Source organism: Nocardioides sp. S-1144 (genome assembly GCF_005954645.2).
In the GTDB taxonomy this organism is placed as follows: domain Bacteria; phylum Actinomycetota; class Actinomycetes; order Propionibacteriales; family Nocardioidaceae; genus Nocardioides; species Nocardioides dongxiaopingii.
Genome location: NZ_CP040695.2, coordinates 3,728,020 through 3,749,669, shown reverse-complemented (window position 1 = coordinate 3,749,669; position 21,650 = coordinate 3,728,020). Strand labels below are relative to the sequence as shown.

Annotated in this window: 14 protein-coding genes; 6 read left to right on the top strand and 8 right to left on the bottom strand. The window is 73.2% G+C overall.

The window, feature by feature from the left end; all coding sequences use genetic code 11:
* Nucleotides 1-11: 11 nt before the first annotated feature.
* Nucleotides 12-2,180, bottom strand: a complete 2,169-nt coding sequence (locus tag FE634_RS17645) for an MMPL family transporter (protein ID WP_148240825.1) — start codon at nt 2,178-2,180, stop codon at nt 12-14.
* Between the two features lie 157 nt (nt 2,181-2,337).
* Here FE634_RS17645 and FE634_RS17640 point away from each other — a divergent pair, with 157 nt between their 5' ends.
* Nucleotides 2,338-7,083 carry a family 16 glycoside hydrolase gene (locus tag FE634_RS17640; protein WP_187366744.1) on the top strand — a complete coding sequence of 1,582 codons (4,746 nt, stop codon included), beginning with the start codon at nt 2,338-2,340 and terminating at the stop codon, nt 7,081-7,083.
* A gap of 148 nt (nt 7,084-7,231) precedes the next feature.
* Here the strand turns inward: FE634_RS17640 and FE634_RS17635 are convergent, their stop codons facing one another.
* The 5 genes from FE634_RS17635 to FE634_RS17615 form a co-directional block, all read right to left on the bottom strand.
* A complete protein-coding gene (locus FE634_RS17635; protein WP_246060661.1) occupies nt 7,232-7,843 on the bottom strand; it encodes a hypothetical protein in 612 nt (203 codons plus the stop codon).
* Nucleotides 7,840-9,183, bottom strand: coding sequence for an MFS transporter (locus FE634_RS17630; RefSeq protein ID WP_137293690.1), 1,344 nt, complete (start codon nt 9,181-9,183; stop codon nt 7,840-7,842). Before FE634_RS17630 ends, FE634_RS17635 begins: the two co-directional genes overlap by 4 nt.
* 157 nt (nt 9,184-9,340) lie before the next feature.
* Nucleotides 9,341-10,294, bottom strand: a complete 954-nt coding sequence (locus tag FE634_RS17625) for a GDP-mannose 4,6-dehydratase (RefSeq protein WP_138876635.1) — start codon at nt 10,292-10,294, stop codon at nt 9,341-9,343.
* A gap of 4 nt (nt 10,295-10,298) precedes the next feature.
* A complete protein-coding gene (gene gmd, locus FE634_RS17620; protein WP_148240823.1) occupies nt 10,299-11,279 on the bottom strand; it encodes a GDP-mannose 4,6-dehydratase in 981 nt (326 codons plus the stop codon).
* 36 nt (nt 11,280-11,315) lie between these two features.
* Nucleotides 11,316-12,779: a sugar transferase gene (locus FE634_RS17615; RefSeq protein ID WP_138876634.1), complete on the bottom strand. Its 1,464-nt coding sequence runs from the start codon at nt 12,777-12,779 to the stop codon at nt 11,316-11,318.
* 284 nt (nt 12,780-13,063) lie between these two features.
* Here FE634_RS17615 and rfbA point away from each other — a divergent pair, with 284 nt between their 5' ends.
* The 4 genes from rfbA (at nt 13,064) to FE634_RS17595 (ending at nt 17,213) form a co-directional block, all read left to right on the top strand.
* Nucleotides 13,064-13,945, top strand: a complete 882-nt coding sequence (gene rfbA / locus FE634_RS17610) for a glucose-1-phosphate thymidylyltransferase RfbA (protein WP_138876633.1) — start codon at nt 13,064-13,066, stop codon at nt 13,943-13,945.
* A gap of 320 nt (nt 13,946-14,265) precedes the next feature.
* Nucleotides 14,266-15,270 carry a UDP-glucose 4-epimerase GalE gene (galE, locus tag FE634_RS17605; protein ID WP_148240822.1) on the top strand — a complete coding sequence of 335 codons (1,005 nt, stop codon included), beginning with the start codon at nt 14,266-14,268 and terminating at the stop codon, nt 15,268-15,270.
* A 7-nt stretch (nt 15,271-15,277) separates the two neighbouring features.
* Nucleotides 15,278-16,135 carry an N-acetylmuramoyl-L-alanine amidase gene (locus FE634_RS17600; RefSeq protein WP_262347471.1) on the top strand — a complete coding sequence of 286 codons (858 nt, stop codon included), beginning with the start codon at nt 15,278-15,280 and terminating at the stop codon, nt 16,133-16,135.
* 136 nt (nt 16,136-16,271) lie between these two features.
* Nucleotides 16,272-17,213 carry an alpha/beta hydrolase gene (locus FE634_RS17595; RefSeq protein ID WP_148240821.1) on the top strand — a complete coding sequence of 314 codons (942 nt, stop codon included), beginning with the start codon at nt 16,272-16,274 and terminating at the stop codon, nt 17,211-17,213.
* Between the two features lie 4 nt (nt 17,214-17,217).
* On the opposite strand, the gene FE634_RS17590 is transcribed toward FE634_RS17595, so the two are convergent.
* A complete protein-coding gene (locus FE634_RS17590; protein ID WP_148240820.1) occupies nt 17,218-18,126 on the bottom strand; it encodes a dihydropteroate synthase in 909 nt (302 codons plus the stop codon).
* Complete coding sequence (locus tag FE634_RS17585; RefSeq protein WP_262347679.1) at nt 18,123-18,857, bottom strand: dihydrofolate reductase family protein; 735 nt, start codon at nt 18,855-18,857, stop codon at nt 18,123-18,125. The genes FE634_RS17590 and FE634_RS17585 overlap by 4 nt, the downstream gene beginning before the upstream one ends.
* A 213-nt stretch (nt 18,858-19,070) precedes the next feature.
* On the opposite strand from FE634_RS17585, the gene FE634_RS17580 reads away from it, so the two are divergent.
* A complete protein-coding gene (locus FE634_RS17580) occupies nt 19,071-21,608 on the top strand; it encodes a reprolysin-like metallopeptidase (RefSeq protein WP_262347470.1) in 2,538 nt (845 codons plus the stop codon).
* Nucleotides 21,609-21,650: the final 42 nt, after the last annotated feature.

Here is a 21,650-nt window from a genome sequence, read left to right as displayed (position 1 = left end):
CGTCCCGGCTCCTAGGCCGACGCCCGTCCGCGCGTCCGACCGGGGGTGCTGCCCGGCGTCCGGCCCGGCGTCCGGCCCGGTCGCCACCAGTTCCACTCCCCGAGGAGGGTCATCGCGGCCGGCAGCAGCAGGCCGCGGACCACGGTGACGTCGAGCAGGATCGCGACGGTCATGCCGACCCCGATCTCCTTGATGGCCACGAGGCGGCCGGCGGCGAAGCCGAGGAAGACGATGGCGATGGCCAGCGCAGCCAGGGTCACGACCGGGCCGGACGCCGTGATCCCGGCGAGGACGGCGCGGTCGTTGGCCGCCCGGGTGCCGCGGGCGGGAGCGCCACGGCCACGGGCCGGGGCGTCCCAGGCTTCCTTGATCCGGGCCACCAGGAACACGTGGTAGTCCATCGAGAGCCCGAAGACGAACATGAAGAGCAGCAGCGGGGAGGTGATGTCGAGCGCGCCCCACGAGGTGAAGCCGAGCACCGAGGAGCCCCAACCCCACTGGAAGACCGCGACGACGACGCCGAGCGTGGCGGCGAGCGAGAGCAGGTTCAGCACGAGCGTCTTGGCGGCGATGACCAGCGACCCGGTGAGCCGCAGCAGGAGCAGGCCGGCGACGAGGACCACGGCGAGCACGGCGAGCGGCAGGCGTCCCGCGGTGGCCGACTTGGCGTCGACCAGCTCGGCGGCCGGCCCGCCGACCAGCACCGGGACGCCGAGGTCGAGCTCGCGCAGCTCGGTCACCAGGCGCTGGGCGGTCGCGCCCGAGGTGGGGCCGGTCGGCTCCACCGCCAGCCGGCTGGACCCGTCGCGGAGCGGGTCGCGCACGAGGACCTCGTCGACGTCGTCGCGCTCGACCAGCTGGCTCACGACGGCCAGCAGCCGGGCGTCGCCGGGCGGGGGTTCGGCGAGCACCGTGATGGGCGTGGTCCGCAGGTCGGGGTAGTCGCGCTGCACGGCCTCGTAGACCTGCCGGGGCTCGCTGTCGCCCGGCAGCGCCCGGGCGTCGGAGTTGCCGACGTCGAGGGCGAGCAGGGGACTGGCGAGGACCAGGAGGAACCCGGTGGCGCCGAGCAGCACCGGCCACGGCCGGGCCTGGGCGAGACCGGCCAGCCGGGCCAGGAGCGACCGGCCCTCGGGCCGCGGACGGCGGGTGGGGCGTCCGGAACCGGGGGCCGGCACCCGGGTGTGCCCGACCGCGATCAGGGCCGGCGCGAGGGTGAGGCCGGCCGCGGTGGCCACGACCACCGCCACCACCCCGCCGACGGCCATGCCGGTGAGGACCGGGTCGCCGAGGACGAGCAGCGCGGCGAGCGCGGAGCCGACGGTCACGCCGGAGACGAGCACGGTCCGCCCGGCCGTGGCCGTCGTCCGGCCGAGCACGGCGGCGAGGGAGTCCTTGCTCCCGGCGGCGGCCCGCTCCTCGCGGAAGCGGGCCAGCACGAGCAGGCTGTAGTCGACGGCCAGGCCGAGCCCCAGGACCGTCACCACGTTGACGGCGTACTCGCTGACCGAGGTGAGGGTGGTCAGGCCGGTCAGGCCGAGCAGCGAGACCGCGACGGCGCCGAGGGCGGTCACGACGGGCATGGCGCCGACGACCCACCCGCCGAGCGCGACCACCAGGACGACGAGCAGCACCACGAGCGCGACGCCCTCGCCGCGGGCGGCGTCCTGGATCGCCTGGTCGGCGAAGTCCTCCTCGGCGAGGAGCTCGCCGCCGACGAGCACGGAGGGGAAGGGGATGGCGCGCAGCTCCGCGGCCACCTGGGCGGCCACCTCGAGGGCCTCCTCGCGGCTGAGCGTCGCGTCGAGCTCGACCTCGACGACGGCGCCCTGCCCGTCGGCGGCGACCAGGTCGCTCGCGCCGGTCGTGTAGGGGTCGCGGATCTCCGCGACGCCGGGCAGCTCGCGCAGGGCGTAGAGGATCGTGCTGGCGGCGTCGACGAGGTTGACGGCGAGGGCGTCGGTGCCGGCGAGCACCGCCACCACCTGCTCGCCCTCGGGGTCGAGCCGGTCGAGACGCTCCTCGACCGTCGTCGACTCGACGCCGTCGCGCAGGCCGGGCTCGGTGGCCCTGTCGAAGACCGAACCGCCCAGCACGGAGCCGGCGACGACCAGCAGCGCCCAGACGCCCAGCACCACGGCGCGACGCCGGCACACCCATCGGCCCCACCGCTCCAGCACGAGCGAGACTGTAGTCCGCTTCCGACTTTTGTAGAGAACTCAGTCCTAAGTCTTCCGAGAGTCGGCAAATGTCCCCTACAGTGATCGTCGTCACGTGTATCCCGGCTCGCTCGAGCCCGGGACTTCTGGGAGGTCATCGGTGTCAAGCACCCGTCTGTTGCAACACAATCGCCCGCGCGCACTTCGCCGCGGTTCTCTCGCCACCCTCGCCGCCGGCGCCCTGACGCTGGGTCTGCTCGCGTCGCTGCCCAGCGCGCAGGCCGCGATCCCCGCCGGCAACGAGCCGGGCGTCACCCTGCGCGGCTACCAGCTCGGCGCGCCCATCTCGGAGCTCTGCACCCTCAAGGCGGCGCAGACCCCGAACGTGGACCTGCTCAAGCCCACGATCGACTGGGACGCCCCCGAGGACTTCGGCGGCCTCTCGGACAACTTCGTCGTCGAGGCGCTCGCCGACCTCGACATCACCACCGCCGGCCAGTACACCTTCCGGCTGCTGAGCGACGACGGCTCGCAGCTGTTCATCGACGGCACGAGCGTCATCGACAACGACGGCCTCCACGGCAACACGCCGAAGGACGGCACCGTCACGCTGACCACCGGCGTGAAGAAGCTGCGGATCGACTTCTTCGAGGCCGGCGGCGGCGAGCAGCTGACGCTGCAGTGGAAGAAGCCCGGCGACGCCGGCTTCACCGTCGTCCCCAACTCCGTGCTGAGCACCGAGGCCGGCGTCACGCGGGTCACCGCGCCCGGCTTCAAGCAGTGCGAGGGCCAGAGCGACTCCGCCGGCGACGGCCTCATGCTCGACGGCGTCAACCCCGCCTACGACCTGGTGAACCTCCGCCCGGACGGCTTCGAGCCCCAGGTCACCGGCCTGGAGTGGGACGGCGACGACCTCCTCGTGCTCACCTGGGGCGGCAACGGCAACGACCAGGGCAACGTCGAGCTCGGCGAGCTCTACCGGCTGGAGGGCGTCAAGGACGCCGCCAGCCCCGCCGACGTGACGCGCACCAAGATCGCCGGCGAGCTCAAGGAGCCGCAGGGCATCAAGGTCGTGGACGGCGACATCTACATCTCCGAGAAGACCGGGCTCATCAAGCTCGTCGACGGCAACGCCGACGGCGTCTTCGAGGGACGCGAGGACATCACCGCGTACCCCTTCGACGGCAACTTCCACGAGTTCGGCTTCGGCATGCTCTACGACGAGGCCAAGGACGAGTTCCACGTCAACCTCTCGGTGTCGATCAACCTCGGCGGCGCCACCACCGTGCCCCAGGGCTCGCAGGACCGCGGCACGCACATCACGATCGACCGGGAGACCGGTGAGATCGACTACGTCGCCGGCGGCCTCCGCACGCCCCACGGCATGGGCTGGGGCGCCAACGGCGAGATCTTCGTGACCGACAACCAGGGTGGGTGGCTCCCGGCCAACAAGCTCATCGAGATCAAGCCCGGCCAGTTCTACAACCACTTCACCACCGAGAAGGACGGCACGCCCGGTCGCTTCGACGACCAGCCGGTCACCAAGCCGGTCCTGTGGATGCCGCAGAACGAGATCGCCAACTCCCCGAGCACCCCGATCGTCGTCGAGGAGGGCCCGTACGCGGGCCAGATGTTCATCGGCGACGTGACCTACGGCGGCCTGCAGCGCGCCGACCTCGAGGAGGTCGGCGGGGCCAAGCAGGGTGCCCTGTTCCGCATGACCCAGGGTCTCGAGGCCGGCATCAGCCGCGTCCTCGCCGGTCCTGACGGCTCGCTGATCGTCGGCGGCCTGGGCGCCGGCGGCAACTGGGGCCAGAACGGCAAGCTGCGCTACGGCCTCCAGAAGCTCGACCTCAACAACGACGTCCCCTTCGACATGCTGTCGATGGACGTCATCGAGGGCGGCTTCGAGATCGAGTACACCAAGCCCCTCTCCGCCGCGACGCTCGCGAACCTCGACGCCGCCTACGTCGTCGACCAGTGGCGCTACCGGGCCACCGCGCAGTACGGCGGCCCGAAGCTCGACGAGGAGACCCTCACCGTCTCCGGCGCGACCGCCAGCGCCGACGGCAAGACCGTCACGGTCATGGTCGACGGCATGAAGCCCGACCGCGTCGTGCACCTGCGCTCGCCGCGCCCCTTCGCCGCCGCGTCGGGCGAGGAGCTGTGGAGCACCGAGGCCTGGTACACGCTGAACAGCTACCCGGGCTACGTCGCTCCCGAGCCCGAGGCCCCGGCCGACGGCATCTATGAGCTCGAGGACGGCGCCCTCACCGGCTCCGCCGGCATCTCGACCGAGCACGCCGGCTACACCGGCTCCGGCTTCGTCGACGGCATCCAGACCATCGGCTCCGGCACCACGGTCGAGGTCGTCGCGCCCAAGGCGGGCGCCTACGACCTGCAGCTGCGCTACGCCAACGGCCCGAACCCGCAGCCGAACCAGGCCAAGAAGATGAGCCTGTACGTCGGCGGCGTGCTGCAGACGATCACCCTGCCGCCGTTCGGCGACTGGAAGACCTGGGGCACGTTCACCGTGCGGGTGAACCTGCCCGCCGGGACCACCCGCGTCGAGATCGCCTACGAGACCGGTGACAACGGCAACGTCAACCTCGACCACCTCAAGGTGATCGACCCGACCGGCGGTCGGGTCGAGGCCGAGGACGGCACCGTCTCCGGCACCGGCAACCGCGTCCAGACCGAGCACGCCGGCTTCAGCGGCACCGGTTACGTCGGCGGCTTCGAGAACGACAACACCGCGGTGACGTTCAACGTCCCCGCCACCGCTGCCGGGCTCCACAACGTCACCGTCGGCTACGCCAACGGTCCGAACCCGCAGCCCGACCAGACCAAGCAGATGTCGGTCTACGTCAACGACACCTTCGCCAAGAAGCTGTCGCTGCCGCCGACGGGCTCCTGGAAGACCTGGGGCACCATCACCGACCAGCTCGAGCTGGCCGCCGGCGCCAACGTCATCAAGATCCAGCGCGACGCCGGTGACAACGGCAACGTCAACATCGACTACCTCGCCCTCGGCGCCCGCGAGGCGTGCGCCCCGGGTCAGGTGCCCGGTGCTGACGACGAGTTCGACGGCACCACGCTCGACACCTGCCGCTGGAGCACGATCCTCAACAAGACGGCGACCGGCGTCGCCGTCGCCGACGGCCAGCTGCGGATCAACGCCCAGGGCGGTGACCTCTCCGGTGGAGCGGTCGACGCCAAGAACATGATCCTGCAGCCGGCTCCCGCCGAGGGTCCGTGGGCCGCCACCACGCAGTTCTCGATGACCGGCGCCGACGACTACCTCCAGGGTGGTCTCGTGGCCTGGACCAGCGCCACGAACTACGCCAAGTTCGTCGCGATGGAGAAGCCGGACGGCGACTGGGTGCTTGAGCTGGGCCGCCGGATCAACGGCGACATGGTCTACACCAACGCCGACCTGCCCGACGGTGCCGCCCCGGACGACCTGCAGCTGCAGATGGTCTCGACCGGCACCGCGATCCAGGGCCGCTGGTCGGTCGACAACGGCGCGACCTGGACGTCGATGGGCTCGGGCTACCCGAGCACCGGGCTGGTCGAGCCCAAGATCGGCCTCGCCGCCTACAACGGCACCGGGAACGGCAACCAGGTCGGCGTCTTCGACTGGTTCCGCGTCACCGGCGACCCGGTCGTCACGCCCGACACCTGCACGGGCACCGAGGCCGACCCCGGCTACCGGATGCTGTTCGACGGCACCGCGGAGAGCATGGCGGACTGGCACATGGCCGGCCCCGGCCTGTTCACCCGGGAGGCCGACTGCACGCTGAAGACCAACGGTGGCCTCGGTCTGCTCTGGCACACCGAGCCGCTCGAGGGCGACTACTCGCTGCAGCTGGACTGGAAGCTCCCCAACGACGTCAACGGCGGTGTGTTCGTCGGGTTCCCGAACCCGGAGACCACCCCCCGCTACGACGGTGACGCCCCCAACCCGGCCGGTGACCCGTGGGTCGCGGTCGACAAGGGCTACGAGATCCAGATCGACGCCTCGGACGACGCGGACAGCACGACGGGAGCGGTCTACAACTTCCAGTCCGCCGATCTCGCCGCCCGCGACGCCGCGCTCAACCCGGTCCCGGAGTGGAACCACTACGAGATCAGGGTCGAGGGCAAGCGCATCCGGATCTATCTCAACGACGCGCTGGTCAACGACTTCACCAGCACCGACCCGGCTCGGATGGGTCTGCCGTCCTTCATCGGTCTGCAGAACCACGGCGGCGGCGAGAACGTGTTCTACCGGAACGTCCAGATCAAGGAGCTGGCCGACCCGGAGAACGTCGCCTCGACGACGACGGTGACTCCCACGCCGTCCGAGGTCGCGATCGGCCAGAAGGCCCAGGTTGAGGTCACCGTCGACTCCGCCGCCCAGGAGACGCCCACCGGTGACGTGGTCGTCTCGGTCGCCGGCAAGGCGATGGCGCCGATTGCGCTGGTCGACGGCAAGGCGACCGTCACGGTCGGCCCGTTCACCACGGCGGGCACGGTCGCCCTCACGGCGACCTACGCCGGCGACGTCGCGCACGAGCCGAGCGAGGCCACGGCCTCGCTCACGGTGAAGGCAGCGACGCCGCCGCCCCCGGCGGTCAAGAAGCCGAAGGTCGTCGCGGTGGGCAAGGTCATCGACGCCAACAAGGCACGGCGCCAGGCGACGATCTCGCTCCGCTGTGTCGACGCCAACTGCGCGGCCAAGGCCACGCTGAAGCTGGCCAACGGCAAGGTCCTGGGCAAGGGTTCGTTCACCATCAAGGCCGGTGCGACGAAGAAGGTCAGCGTCAAGCTCAACCAGCGGGCGCGCACCACCCTGGCCAAGTCCAAGTCGGTCCGCGCCAGCATGGTCGTCCAGTTCCCCGACGGTCGCACCCAGAAGATCTGGCTGCGCCTGACCAGGTGACCTGACGGCAGCACCGAACCGCCGGCGACCACCCCCGTGCACCACGGGTGGTCGCCGGCGGTTCCGCTTTTCCCGGTGCGCCCGGCCGTGGCTCCGCATCCGTGCCCGGGTGCGGGTGCGGGTGCGGGGACGGGGGACGGGGGACGGGTCAGATCAGGTCGCGCAGCCGGTCGGCGAGGGAGTCCTTGACGGCGTCGACGATGGCCGGCTGGAGCTGGTCGTTGAGAGCGTCCTGGCTGTCGAGGTTGCCCAGCAGCTCGCGCAGGTCGAGGTCGCCGATGGCGCGGACCAGCACGTCGTCGGTCTTCAGGGCGCCGTCGATGATCGAGTCCGGCAGGGCCCGGATGGCGGCCTCGAGGAACCCGTTGAGGTCGGCGGAGTCCAGCGCCTCGTCGACCAGCTCGGAGGCCGGCGGCAGCGTGCCGTCGTCCTCCATCCGGGCGACGGCGGCCTCCAGACCGGCACGGAGCGCGTCGACCTGGGCGTCGGTGGGGTCGCCGCCCTGGCCCAGGTCGAGGGTGAGCGCCTCGCGGCTGACGCCGAGCCGGCAGGCGGCCCCGTCGATCCCGAGCAGCACCAGTCGCTCCGTGAGTCCCTCGATCCCGTCGGACTGCGCCGTGACGTCGCGGGCCACGCAGGGGTCTGCGGTCCGCAGGGGCTCGAAGGTCCCGCCGCCGTTGGCCAGCTGGGTGCCGATCACGCCGGCCACCAGCACGAGCGCGACCGCGGGCATGCTGGCCCGGCGCGCGAGGCCGGTCACGCCGTCCTCCGCCGGCGCGGCACGGCCGCGGTGAGCAGGGCGGCGAGCGCGAGGCCGGCGCCGATGAGGAAGGAGTCGCGGAACGCGGAGGTCGCGGCGCTCTCGAGCTGGACGTCGAGCGCCCGCTCGAGGTCGGCCTTGGCGGGTCGGTCCTCGGGGGCGACGTCCAGCGACGCGAAGGCGCCGCTCAGGTCGGGGACCTGCCCCCGCTCACCCTCCAGCGCCTCACCGAGGGCCTTCGCGAGCTCGATCTTGTCCTGCGCCGGCAGCGGCGCGTCGATCACCAGCGCGACGATCGCCTCCTGCGCGGGCACCTGGGCGTCCTGCAGGTCGGCGGTGAAGACCGGCGTCAGGATCGCCAGCCCGACGACGACGCCGAGGTGGCGCGCGCCGATCGTCCACGCGGCGTGCCGGGCCCGCGGCAGGCGCATCTCCATCGCCTGTGCGGTGAGCCGGTCGACGGTCAGGCCCAGCCCGAGGCCGACGAGCGCCTGCGGGGCGACGGTCCACGCGAGGTGGGCCGAGGGCGGGATCGCCAGTCCGACCAGCCCGCCGGCGACCAGGAACGACCCGACCGCCACCTCGACCTCGGGCGAGGGACGGGTGAGCCGGGCCAGCGGACGCGCGAGCAGCGCCGCGACCGGGACGACCGACACCGTCAGCGCCGCGGTGGCGGGGGAGTGCCGCCAGCCCTCGACGAGGAGCAGGACCAGCAGGAACAGCGCGGCGGTCAGGGCCGCCGACAGCAGGGCGAGCGTCAGGTTGGGTCGGAGTGCCGGGCGGTGCCGGTCGGGTGTGTGGCTCGGCTCGGCGCGCACCGCCAGGGCTGCCGGCACCGCGAGCACCGCGAACGGCACCTGCACCACGAAGATCGCCTGCCACGAGATCGCCTGCGTGAGCAGCCCGCCCGCGAACGGCCCGGCGGCCGTGCCGACCACCCCGGCGGTCACCCAGGCCGCGACCCCGCGCCGCTCGCCGGACTCCGCCACCATCAGCTCCAGGCACCCGACCAGCGCCAGCGCGCCGCCGATCGCCTGCACGCACCGGGCGATGATCAGCACCTCGATCGAGTCGGCCACGGCGCACCACGCCGACGCCCCGGCGAAGACCGCGATCCCGACCGCGCCGTAGAGCCGGGGCTGGGCCCGCGCCAGGGCCCTCGCCGTCGGCACGACGCCGAGCCCGAGCACCAGGTTGAACGAGATCAGCACCCACGCGACCTGACCGACCGTCGCGTCCAGCTCGGCGAGGATGTCGGGCAGGGCGAGCGTGACGATGGCCGAGTCCGCCAGCACCAGGGCCACGGTCACGGCGAGCAGGGGAGCCACGGCACGACGCACGCCGACATCCTGGCAGGGCGGACCCGGCCGACCAGCACGGTGATCGCCGCCGGTCGGTCCGGAGCCCGCACCGGGGGGCCGAAACCTGAACTTGGGGGCCGGGATCCCGGCCCCCAAGTTCAGACTTCCCCGGTCGACCGGGGAAATCCCGCCCCGGTCAGCCCAGCAGGGCGAGGTCGGCGTCGACCATCCGACCGACGAGGTCGGCGAAGTCGACGGTGGGGGTCCAGCCGAGGGCGGTGCGGGCCTTGGTCGCGTCGCCGACGAGCTCGGTGGCGTCGGCGGGGCGGACGAGGGCGGGGTCGACCTCGACGAGGCGTTCCCAGTCGGTGACGCCGGCGCGGGCGAAGGCAGCGGCGACGAAGTCGCGGACCGAGTGCGCGACGCCGGTGGCCACGACGTAGTCGTCACCGTGGGGCGCGTCGCCGGCGGCGGCGAGGGCGGCGACGTAGTCGGGCGCCCAGCCCCAGTCGCGGCGGGCGTCGAGGTTGCCGAGCACGAGCGGGCCCGGGGCGCCGGCGGCGATGGCGGCGACGGCCCGGGTGATCTTGCGGGTCACGAAGCCGGTCGGACGGCGCGGCGACTCGTGGTTGTAGAGCACCAGGCTCGAGGCGTGCAGCCCCCGGCCGCGGTACACCGCGACCATCAGGTGGGCGTAGGCCTTCGCGGCGCCATAGGGGTTGATCGGCCGCACCGGCGTCGACTCGTCCTGCGGGGAGGACGGCGGCTGCCCGAAGACCTCCGCGCTCGAGGCCTGTACGAACCGGACGTCGCGGCCGGTGCGCTCCGCGACCCGGTGGGCCGACTCGAGCAGCCCGACCGCCGCGGTGCCGTTGACCAGCGCGGTGCGGTCGGGCTCCGCCCACGACTGCGCGACCGAGCTGATCGCGGCGAGGTTGAAGACCCGGTCCGGGGCGAGGTCGAGCAGCAGTGCGCGGGTGCCGTCGACGTCGGCGACGTCGCCGACGTGGGTCCGCACCCCGGCCGGGACGTCGGGCGTCGGCTCGCCCGCGAGGACCAGGGCGTGCACCTCGACGCCACGGGCGAGGAGCAGCTCGGCCAGGTAGCCGCCGTCCTGGCCACCGACGCCGGTGATGAAGGCCGTCGTCACCGGTTCACCAGCCCGACCGGGCGGCCTCGATGTCGGCGTCGACCATCATCCGGACCAGCTCGTCGAACCCGACCCGCGGCTTCCACCCGAGCACCTCGCGGGCCTTGCCGGCGTCGCCGACGAGCTGGTCGACCTCCGCGGGCCGCATGAAGCGGGGGTCGTGGCGCACGTGCCGCTCCCAGTCCTCGATCCCGACGTGCGCGAACGCCGCCTGCACGAACTCGCGCACCGAGTGGGTCTGACCGGTCGCGATCACGTAGTCGTCGCCGGCCGGCTGCTGCAGCATCAGCCACATCGCCTCGACGTAGTCGCCGGCAAAACCCCAGTCGCGCTGGGCGTCGAGGTTGCCCATCACGATCTCCTCCTGGAGCCCCAGGTGGATCCGGGCGACGGCCTGCGACACCTTGCGGGTCACGAACTCCGGTCCGCGCCGCGGCGACTCGTGGTTGAAGAGGATGCCCGACGAGGCGTGCATGCCGTAGGACTCGCGGTAGTTGAGCGTCATGTAGTGCCCGTAGACCTTCGCGACGCCGTACGGCGAGCGGGGCCACAGCAGCGTCCGCTCGTGCTGCGGGACCTCCTGCACCTTCCCGAACATCTCCGAGCTCGACGCCTGGTAGAACCGCACCCGGCTCGGGTCGTCGCCGGTGTGGAGCCGCAACGACTCCAGCAGCGTCAGCACCCCCTTGGCGGTCACGTCGGTCGTGAGCGCGGCCTGCTCCCACGAGTAGGCGACGAACGAGACGGCACCGAGGTTGTAGACCTCGTCGGGGTCGGAGTCGCGCAGCGCGCGGATCAGGCTCGACATGTCGGTGAGGTCGCCGTTGTGCAGCGTGACGGTCGGGAGCAGCTCCCGCACCAGGTCGAGCTTGGGGTTGTTCTGGCCGCGGATCAGCCCGTGGACGTCGTAGCCCTTGGCCACCAGGAGCTCGGCGAGGTACAGGCCGTCCTGGCCGGTGATCCCGGTGATGAGCGCGCTCGGCATGCGCTCATCCTGTCAGGGCGGCGGCGCCCGGTGCTCCTAGTACGCCCCGCGGGAGCCGACGACGGCGCCGAAGGTCTTCGCCAGGATCGAGAGGTCCCGGAACATCGACCAGTTGTCGACGTAGAAGAGGTCGAGGCGGACGGCCTCGCTCCACGAGAGGTCGGAGCGGCCGGAGACCTGCCACAGCCCGGTCATGCCGGGTCGCACGTTGAGCCGGCGCGAGGTGATGTCGTCGTAGGTCGCGACCTCGGTGGGCAGCGGCGGTCGCGGGCCGACCAGGCTCATCTCGCCGCGCAGGACGTTGAACAGCTGGGGCAGCTCGTCGATGGAGAACCGGCGCAGGAAGGCGCCCGGCCGGGTGATCCGCGGGTCGCCGGCCATCTTGAACAGCCCCTCGGCGTGGCCGGTCTCGGCGTGCAGGCGCGCCAGGTGCGCCTCGGCGTCGACCACCATCGTGCGCAGCTTGAGGCACGGGAACGCCCGGCCGTCGCGGCCGATCCGGACCTGGCGGAACAGCACCGGACCACCGTCGTGCGCCCGGATGCGGAGCGCCGCGACGACGAGCACGGGGGACAGGGCGAGGATCAGCGCCGCCGCCCCGAGGACGTCGAAGAGCCGCTTGCCCCACCGGACGGCGTCGATGGTGCCGGTCGGGTCGATGTGGATGAGCGGGAGACCGCCGACCGGACGCACGTGCACCCGCTCGCCGGAGACGTCGGACACGCTCGGGGCCACGATCACCTGGACGCCCTCGCGCTCGAGGTCCCAGGCCAGCCGGCGCATCTCGACCGACGACGACACGCCCCCGCTGGCGAAGAAGACGACGTCGGCACCGGAGCGCCGCACCTGCTCGACGACGTCGGTGCACAGGCCCAGCACCGGGACGCCGCACGCGGTGTCGGTGACCGAGACCGTCGGCGTCAGCGCGCCGACCACGCGGTACCCGAGGCCGGACTCACGGCCCAGGACGGTGGCGACCTCGTCGATCGAGCCGGGGAGGCCGGCGATCAGCACGCTGTGCGACAGGGCGCCGTGCCTGCGGGCCCGCTGCACCGCGCGGCGCAGCGCGAGCCGTCCGCACAGCAGGGCCGGGACGCCGAGGCCGAAGGCGAGCACGAAGAAGTCGCGCGACAGCGGGAGATCGAGCAGGAACGCGCCGATGCCGACCGCGGCCGCCGTGGCGAAGGTGGCCCGGGCGACGCGACGGAACTCGTCGGTGCCGGCGTCGAAGAGGCTGGTCGCGTAGCCCCCGGCGAGCCAGATGGCCCCCAGCCAGCCGGCGACCAGCAGCGGTCCGGCGTGGCCCATCTGCTCGGTGAGCCCGGCCCCGGCGGACAGCAGGTGCCACCGCTCGCGGCCGACCACGGCGGCCAGCGTGGCCAGGACGACGATCGCGGCGTCGAGGGTGAAGGCGGTTCCCGGGAGGTACAGCAGGGTCCGCGACGGCAGCGGGACGCGCAGGCGTGACCCGCCGCCCACCCGGTGCACCAGCAGCGACATGCGTTTCCCCCTCGCGTGCGGCGCTCGTGCTGCGAGCGCGCTGGAGGAGGCGACGACGTCGCCGTCGCCGTGCCTGTCGGACCCCGAGTGCCTGGAGCCGGTGTCGCCCCCCGCGGACAGGGACGACGCTAGGTCCGCCACCGACGACCGCCGGGTTTTTTCACGTCTTGTGGGTATGCGCGGCTCGGTCCGGTCGCCGGTGGTCGCACCGCCGCGTCGGGCATGCTGTGTCCCCACGACCCGATGACCCGCATCGCGGTCGCGGCCACGAGACGAGGAGCACCATGCGCGGCATCATCCTGGCCGGCGGCACCGGAAGCCGGCTGCACCCGATCACCCACGCGGTGAGCAAGCAGCTGATGCCGGTCTACGACAAGCCGATGATCCACTACCCGCTGTCGACGCTGATGCTCGCGGGGATCACCGACGTGCTGGTGATCACCACCCCGCACGAGGCCGAGCAGTTCGTCCGTCTCCTCGGCGACGGCTCGCGGTTCGGGATCTCGATCTCCTACGCCGTCCAGCCCTCGCCCGACGGCCTGGCCCAGGCGTTCCTCATCGGCGAGGGCCACATCGGCGGCGAGCCGGTCGGCCTGGTCCTCGGCGACAACATCTTCCACGGCGCCGGGCTCGGCACCCGGCTGCGCCGGTTCTCCGACCTCGACGGCGCGGCCGTCTTCGGCTACCGCGTCGCCGACCCCACGGCGTACGGCGTCGTGGAGTTCGACGCCGGCGGCACGGCGATCTCGCTGGAGGAGAAGCCGGCCGCCCCGCGCAGCCGCTACGCCGTCCCGGGCCTGTACTTCTACGGTGCCGACGTCGTCGAGAAGGCCAAGGGCCTGCAGCCCTCGGCGCGCGGCGAGCTCGAGATCACCGACCTCAACCGGCTCTACCTCGCGGAGGGCCGGCTGCAGGTCGAGGTGCTGCCGCGCGGGTCGGCCTGGCTCGACACCGGGACCTTCGACGACCTCAACGACGCCAGCAACTTCGTGCGCGCCGTCGAGGCCCGGCAGGGCACCAAGGTCGGCGCCCCGGAGGAGGTCGCCTGGCGGATGGGGCTGATCGACGACACCCAGCTCGCCGCCCTCGCCGAGGGCCTGCTCAAGAGCGGCTACGGGGCCTACCTGCTCGACCTCCTCCACGAGCAGCAGACCGAGCCGGGCTGATCCTCGACCGGAGCCCGAGCGCCGGTGGGCGGACCCGATGGCTGTTCGGCTGGTCGGCCTAGTCACTCGTGACTAGTCCGGAGGGCCCTGGGAGCCGATGCCCCGCAGGGGTCGCGGACGACACCCTGGGGGCAGTGCTCCCCCCCGGAAATCGGACGGACGCCATGGGGGCGTCCACCTACTCCCGCGACCGACCCCCATCGGACCGCGGGTGCTCCGGAGCGAAGGACGTGCGGGGCCGTGGCACCGACGACGTGAGGGAGGTCGTCGGCGCCGCGGCCCGAGCGCGACCCCTGCCGGGTGACGGTTAGGGTCGCGGCATGAAGGTTCTCGTGACCGGCGGTGCCGGCTACATCGGTTCGATCACCGCCAAGGCCCTCGAGGAGGCCGGCCACACGCCGATCGTCCTCGACTCGCTGCTCAGCGGTCCGCAGGCCTTCGTGCGCGACCGGATCTTCTACGAGGGCGACATCGCCGACCGGGCGCTCCTGCGCCGGATCGCCGAGGAGCACCCCGACCTGCACGCCACGATCCACATGGCCGCCCGCATCGTCGTCCCGGAGTCGGTCGAGAAGCCCTACGAGTACTACCGCGACAACGTCGCCAAGTCGCTCGAGCTCTTCGACGAGCTCGCCGCGCTCGGCCTGAACCGGGTGCTCTTCTCGTCCTCGGCGAGCCTCTACGCCACCAAGGAGGGCTTCGAGGTCACCGAGGACGACGCCCTCGCGCCCGGCTCCCCGTACGCCCGCACCAAGCGGATGATCGAGGAGGTCCTCGCCGACCTCGCGGTGGCCAGCGACCTGCGCGCGGTGGTCCTGCGCTACTTCAACCCGATCGGCTCCGACCCCGACCTCGAGTCCGGCATCTACGCCCGCGAGCCCTCGCACGTGCTCGGCCAGCTGGTGCTCGCCGCGCGGGGCCAGAAGCCGTCGTTCACGATCACGGGCACCGAGTGGCCGACCAGCGACGGCACGGGCATCCGCGACTACATCCACGTCTGGGACCTCGCCCGCGCGCACGTGCGCGCCGTGGAGCGCTTCGACGACGTCCTGGCGCAGGTCGACGCGCCGTCGACCGTCATCAACGTCGGCACCGGCGCGGGCGTGACCGTGCGCGAGCTGGTCGCCGCCTTCCAGCGGGTCTTCGGCTCCGAGGTGCCCCTGACCGAGGCCGGTCCCCGTCCCGGCGACGTCGCGGGGGCCTTCGCCGGCGTCGACCGCGCCGCCGCCCTGCTCGACTGGCGCACCGAGCTCAGCCTCGACGAGGCCATCGCCTCGGCGCTCGCCTGGGGCGAGAAGCGCCAGGAGATCCTGGGCTACGAGTGAGCCCGTCGTGCGACTGACGCACCCGGCCGCGCTGGCCCTGGCGCTGTCGCTGGCGGTCGCGGGCTGCGGCGGCGGCCCCGGCAGGTCCGGTGGCACCGCCGGCGACGCCGGTCCCGCGCCGGCGTCGCGGTCGTCGTCGGCGTCGTCCTCTCCCTCCGCCCCGCCGACGCCGTCGCCGGGCGCGGGCTCCGAGGCCCGGCCGCTGCAGGGGCGGGTGGTCGTGCTCGACCCCGGCCACCAGCTCGGCAACCGGAACTTCGCGGAGCAGGTCTCGCGCCCGGTCCCCGCCGGAGGCTTCACCAAGCCGTGCAACACCACCGGCACCGCGACCGACGCCGGCTACCCCGAGGCGACGTTCACCTGGCAGGTCTCCCGGCTCCTCGCCCGCCGGCTCGAGCGGCTCGGGGCCCGCGTCGTCGCGACGCGCACGACGAACTCCGGGCGCCGCTGGGGACCCTGCGTCGACGTCCGCGGCCGGGCGGGGAACCGCGTCGACGCCGACCTCAAGCTGAGCATCCACGCCGACGGCTCGTACGCCGCCGGCGCGCACGGGTTCCACGTGATCCGCCCGCCCGACCGGGCGCCGTGGACCGACGACATCGTCCGGCCCTCGCGGCGGCTGGCCCTCGACGTCCGGCGCTCGCTGCGCGCCGCGGGCTTCGCGCCCGCCACGTACGTGGCCGGTGGAGACGGTCTCGACGTCCGTCGCGACCTCGGCACCCTCAACCTCTCCGACGTGCCGACCGTGCTGGTCGAGCTCGGCAACATGCGCTCGCCCGTCGACGCACCCGACATGACCGGCCGCGCCGGCCGGGCCCGGTACGCCGACGCGCTCGCCGCCGCCGTCGTCCGCAACCTGCGCTGACCGGCGACCGCCCGCCCGTCGGTCTGGACGTCGGTCCGGGCGTCGTCCGCGGACGTCGGCCGAGGGGAACCGCTGGGAACCGTCGCGAGAGCTCCGCGTGGTGCGACGTGGGAGGGGGCGTGGCTACAGTCGCGGCATGCCTCTGGACCCCGGGATCGCCTCCCTGCTGCAGCTGATCGACGGCTCGCCGTACCCGCCGATGTCGGAGGGGACGCCGGACGACGCGCGGCGGGCGCTGCGGTCGATGACGGTCGACCTCGTCACGCCGGAGACCCGCGTGCCGGTCGGCAGCGTCGAGGAGACCGAGGTCGCCGGACGGCCGGCGCGGCTGTACCGGCCGGTCGACGACGGGCCGCTCCCGACGCTGGTCTACCTGCACGGCGGCGGCTTCGTGATCGGTGACCTCGACACCCACGACCAGACCTGCCGGCGGCTGTGCGCCGGCGCGGCGGTCGTGGTGCTCGCGATCGACTACCGCCTCGCACCGGAGGCGCGCTTCCCGGCGGCCGTCGACGACGCGCTGGCCGCCGTCCGGTGGGCCGACGAGCACCGCGGCGAGCTCGGCGGGGGCGAGGTCCTCGCGGTCGGCGGCGACTCCGCCGGCGGCAACCTGGCCGCCGTCGCCGCGCTCGAGCTCGGCAGCCGGGTCGACGCCCAGGTGCTCCTGTACCCGGCCACCCACATGACCGGCGACTACCCCTCGCGCACCGAGAACGCCGAGGGCTACTTCCTCGACCTGGCCACGATGGGCTGGTTCGGGGGGCACTACCTCGGTCACGATGCCGACCGGGCCGACCGGGCCGACCGGGCCGACCCCCGGCACTCGCCGCTGCTGGCCGACCTGGCCGCCGTCGACGGCGACCTCGCGCCGGCGCTCGTCGTCACCGTCGAGTACGACCCGCTGCGCGACGAGGGCGAGGCCTACGCCGCGCTCCTCGAGCGGGCCGGGGTGCCGGTCGAGACCGTCCGCTACGACGGGCTGGTGCACGGGTTCATCGACATGGGGCCGATGAGCCCCGCGGCCGCCGCCGCCCTCGACGACGTCGTCGAGCGGGTCGGGCGGCTGCTGCGCCGCTGACGCGTCAGTCGACGTCGAGCGCGTCGAGGGCTCCGAGGACGGCCACGACGTGCGGCACCTCGTGCGTGCGGTAGACGCCGGTGCCGCCGAGGTGGGCCAGGACGGTGAAGAAGCCCTCGGCGGTGCGGAACTGCTCCTCGAACAGCTCGAAGGAGTGCGGCACCGAGTGGCAGACCGGGACGCCGAGGCTGCGCAGCCGGAACGACTGCACGAGCATCCGGGCCTGGTGGCGCACGCGGGCGCGCTGGTCGCCGAGCGAGAAGCCGAAGCCGGCCCCGGGGTCGACGACGAGCGCGGTGACGCCGCGGGCGCGGGCGTCGTCGATCCGGCGGGCGAACCCGTCGAGCATGCCGGCCAGCGGGTCGGACGACGGGCCCGCCGCGGCGGGGTCGAGGTCGCGGGCGTGCGGACCGAGCACGTGGCACAGCACCACGGCGGCGCCGTGCGCGGCGGCGAGGTCGAACATGGCCGCGTCGTGGGCCGACCCGGTCAGGTTGACGATGCGGGCGCCGGCCTCGAGGCCGGCCCGGACCGCCGCCGGCTCGTAGCTCTCGATCGAGACCAGTACGCCCTCGGCGGCGAGCTCGCGGATGAGCGGCGTGAGTCGCGCGGCCTGCTCGGCGGCGTCCACCCGCACCGACGTCGCGTCGCTGGACTCGGCGCCGAGGTCGACGAAGTCGGCGCCCTGGGCCACCAGCACGCGGGCGCGGCGCAGCGCGGACTCGGACGACGTCACGACGCTCTCGCGGTAGGTGGAGTCGCGCGAGAGGTTGACGACCCCCATCACGGCCGGGCGGACGTCGGTGTCGAAGCTGCGCCCGGCGACCTCCAGCGGCGCGATCGGCCGGTCGAGGGCGGCGAGGTCGTCGGCGTGCTCGGCGGCCAGCCGGGCGAGGTCGGCGAGCCGGATCACCGGCCGCCGCCGGGAGCCAGGTAGCGGTTCATCAGGAAGCCCTCGGCGTGGATCACGTGGGCCAGGTCGAAGTGGCGCACCGCGTCCTGGGCGCCACCCGCGCGCTCGGTGAGGCCGGCGAAGACGGGGGAGACGGTGATGTCGGCCTCGTCGAGCCGGCCCTCGGCGACGAACCGCTCGAGCAGGCTCGGACCGCCCTCGCAGACGATGCGCCGCAGGCCGCGTGCGACGAGGGTGTCGACGACGAACGACGGCGTCACCCGCTCCTCGGGGGCGACCACCAGGTCGCAGTGCTGGGATGCCGTGTCGCGCGCGGACGTAGGGGCGCCGGAGCCGGTGAGCACGACCGGCCGCTGGGTCGAGCCCGTGAACAGCTCGGACTCCCACGGGAGGTCGAGGGAGCCGCTGACGATCGCGATGACCGGGGCGGCGGCCTGGCCGGCGGCGGTGCGTCGCCCGACGTCGGCCGGCTTGGCCCGCATCGCGCCGTAGCCCTCGGCGCGGATGGTGCCGGCGCCGACCACGACGGCGTCCGCGAAGCGCCGGACGGCGTCGAAGACGGCCTTGTCGACGCTGGAGGAGATCGAGTCGCTGGTGCCGTCGGGCCCGGCTGCGGCGCCATCGAGGGTGGTCACCATCATCGCCCGCACCCAGGGGCCCTCCTCGGGCCACGGGTAGGCCGCGGCCACCGCGTCGTCGTCGAGGTCACCCGAGGTCGGGCCGAGGATCATCTGCACCCCGTGGAATCTAGTGGCACCTCCTCGCGGCCCGACCCACCCTCCGGAGATCTCCTGCGCGAGGCACTGGCCGCTGCCGGCGCCCGCGCCTAGGGTGCAGGGAGTCCGGGCACACCTGCCCGGCTGGGAGGAGCCCACCACCACATGCGTCCGTCACGTCTCGCGGCTGCCACTGCCCTCGTCCTCGCTGCGGCGATGGTCCCCGCAGTGTCAGGATCGTCGTCCGCCGCCCCACCACCCGACCCCGCCTTCCGCCCGCTCGACGGCTTCCGGCCGACCGGCGACAAGGTCCGGGTCGAGCCGAAGCAGTACTCCGCCGTCCGGGTCGACCTGGCCCGGGTCCGCGCCGAGCTCGCCGACGCCCCGGCCGAGGGCGACGGCGGCAGCCTCGTCTTCGCCCTGCCCACGCCGACCGGCGGCACCGAGAAGTTCTCGGTCCAGCGCACCCAGGTGCTCGCGCCCCGTCTCGCCGCGGCCCACCCCGAGATCGCCACCTACTCCGGGCGCTCGGTCAGCCGGCCCGACCACACGGTCGCGCTCGACGTGACCCCGATGGGCCTGCACGCCGCCGTCCGCGGTCCCCAGGGCACGGGCACCTGGTACGTCGACCCCGCCTACGACCGGCGCGGCACCACCCAGCACCTCGCCTTCTTCGGCGAGGACACCACCAGCCCCGAGGAGCAGTTCGCCGAGCGGGAGGCCCCCGAGATTCGGCGCGCCGCGATCCGCAAGGGTGGCAACGCCTCCGGCCGTGCCGGCGCCGTGGTCGTGGAGAAGCGCTACCGGCTCGCGCTGACCTCCGACCCCTCCTACGCCGCCTACTTCGGCACCGACAACGTGCTCGCCGAGAAGGCCACGCTGATCAACCGGGTCAACCAGATCTACCGGCAGGACCTCGCGATCACGCTGCAGCTGATCAACGAGACCGACGACCTCAACTTCGACACCACCGAGAAGGCCACCGGCGCCAACGGGCCGTGCGGCGCGGAGCCCTGCTTCCGCACCGTCATCTACCCCGACGACGCCCCCGCCGACCAGTACGGCGACCTCGACTTCTGCAGCGGCGAGACCCTGGCCCGCAACCGACTCGTGCTCGGCCAGGTCGTCGGCGCCAGCAACTACGACGTCGGCCACATCGCGCTCGGCGTGAACGGCGGCGGCGTGGCCTACCTCGGCGTCGTCGGCGCCGACTACAAGGGCGGCGGCTGTACCGGCCTGCCGGAGCCCAAGGGCGACTTCTTCGCGATCGACTACGTCGCGCACGAGATCGGGCACCAGTTCGCCGGCAACCACACCTTCAACGGCGTCTACCGCAGCTGCTCGGGCGGCAACCGCAACGACACCACCTCGGTCGAGCCCGGCTCGGGCTCCTCGGTCATGGCCTACGCCGGCATCTGCCGCCAGGACAACCTCCAGGACCACACCGACCCGTACTTCTCGGCCCGCACCCTCGACGAGGTCAACGCCTACACCGGCGCCGGCCTGCCCGACACCGTCGAGGTGCAGACGGTCTCGCTGCGCGGCTTCGGAGCCCCCGGCTCCACGGTCACCCTCGGCTTCGACGGCGACACCGTCGAGGTCGACGCGACCGACGACCGCGCCGCGATCGAGGCCAAGATGGCCACCCTCACCGGCCAGGACGTCACCGTCGCCGCCTGGGGTTACGACCCCTACGGCAGCTTCACCGACTACCCGGCCCCGCTCACCGAGGTGACCCCCACGGGGTTCCAGGTGATCTTCGCGCCGACCGCCGCGCCCGACGCGCCCGGTCCGCACGCCGACGTCGAGTCGATCACGGTCGTCGGCGGTAGCGCCGGCGTCTCCGGGTTCGTGGGCGAGACCGCCAAGGGCGGCGCCGCCGACAACGGCGGCTCGGCGTCGCTGACCACGAGCGACCGCGCACCGGAGGTCACCTCGGTCACGGTCGTCCGCAAGGTGCCGACCCGCACGCCGTTCATCCTCACCGGCAGGGCCAAGGACGCCGACGGCGACCCGCTCACCTACCTGTGGGAGCAGACCGACGACGCCCGGGGACGCGACGGCACCGCGCTGCCGTCGAACCAGAAGGTCTTCGGACCCCTCTTCCGGGTCTTCGGCACCGCTGCCGACGTCAGCGACGCCGACTCGCTCGAGTCGCCCTCGCCCGGGATCAACCTGGCCACGGGCGCCCCGTCGCGCTCCTTCCCGGACCTGGCGCAGGTGCTGTCGGGCAACACCAACGCCCGCACCGGTCGCTGCCCGGTGGCGCCGCCGCCGCCGCCGGACGACGGCCCGAACGTGCCGCTCGACCCGGCGCTGGTGGAGTGCTACTCGGAGTTCCTGCCCACGGCCGCCTACCAGGGCACCCCGGGCAAGCAGAAGGGCGCGATGCACTTCCGGGTCACCGTGCGTGACGGCCGCGGCGGCGTTGCCTACCGCAACGTGGTGGTGAAGGTCGCCAAGAAGGCCGGCCCGTTCCTCGTGACCTCGCAGGCCAAGACGTCCTACGTCGCCAAGAAGGGCTCGACCATCCCCGTGCGGTGGAAGGTCAACGGCACCCGCAAGCTCACCAAGAAGGTGACGATCTACCTGTCGACCAACGGCGGGAAGACCTGGTCGCGCACCCTGGCGCGGGCCACGGCCAACGACGGCAAGCAGGTCGTCCAGCTGCCGCGGGGTGTGAAGTCCACGAAGGCACGGATCGTCGTGACCTCGCTCAAGGGCGGCTTCTACGCCGTCAGCAAGGCGGACTTCAAGATCCGCTGACCCACGCACCGGCCGAGGCCGGAGCACGCACGACACCAGCGG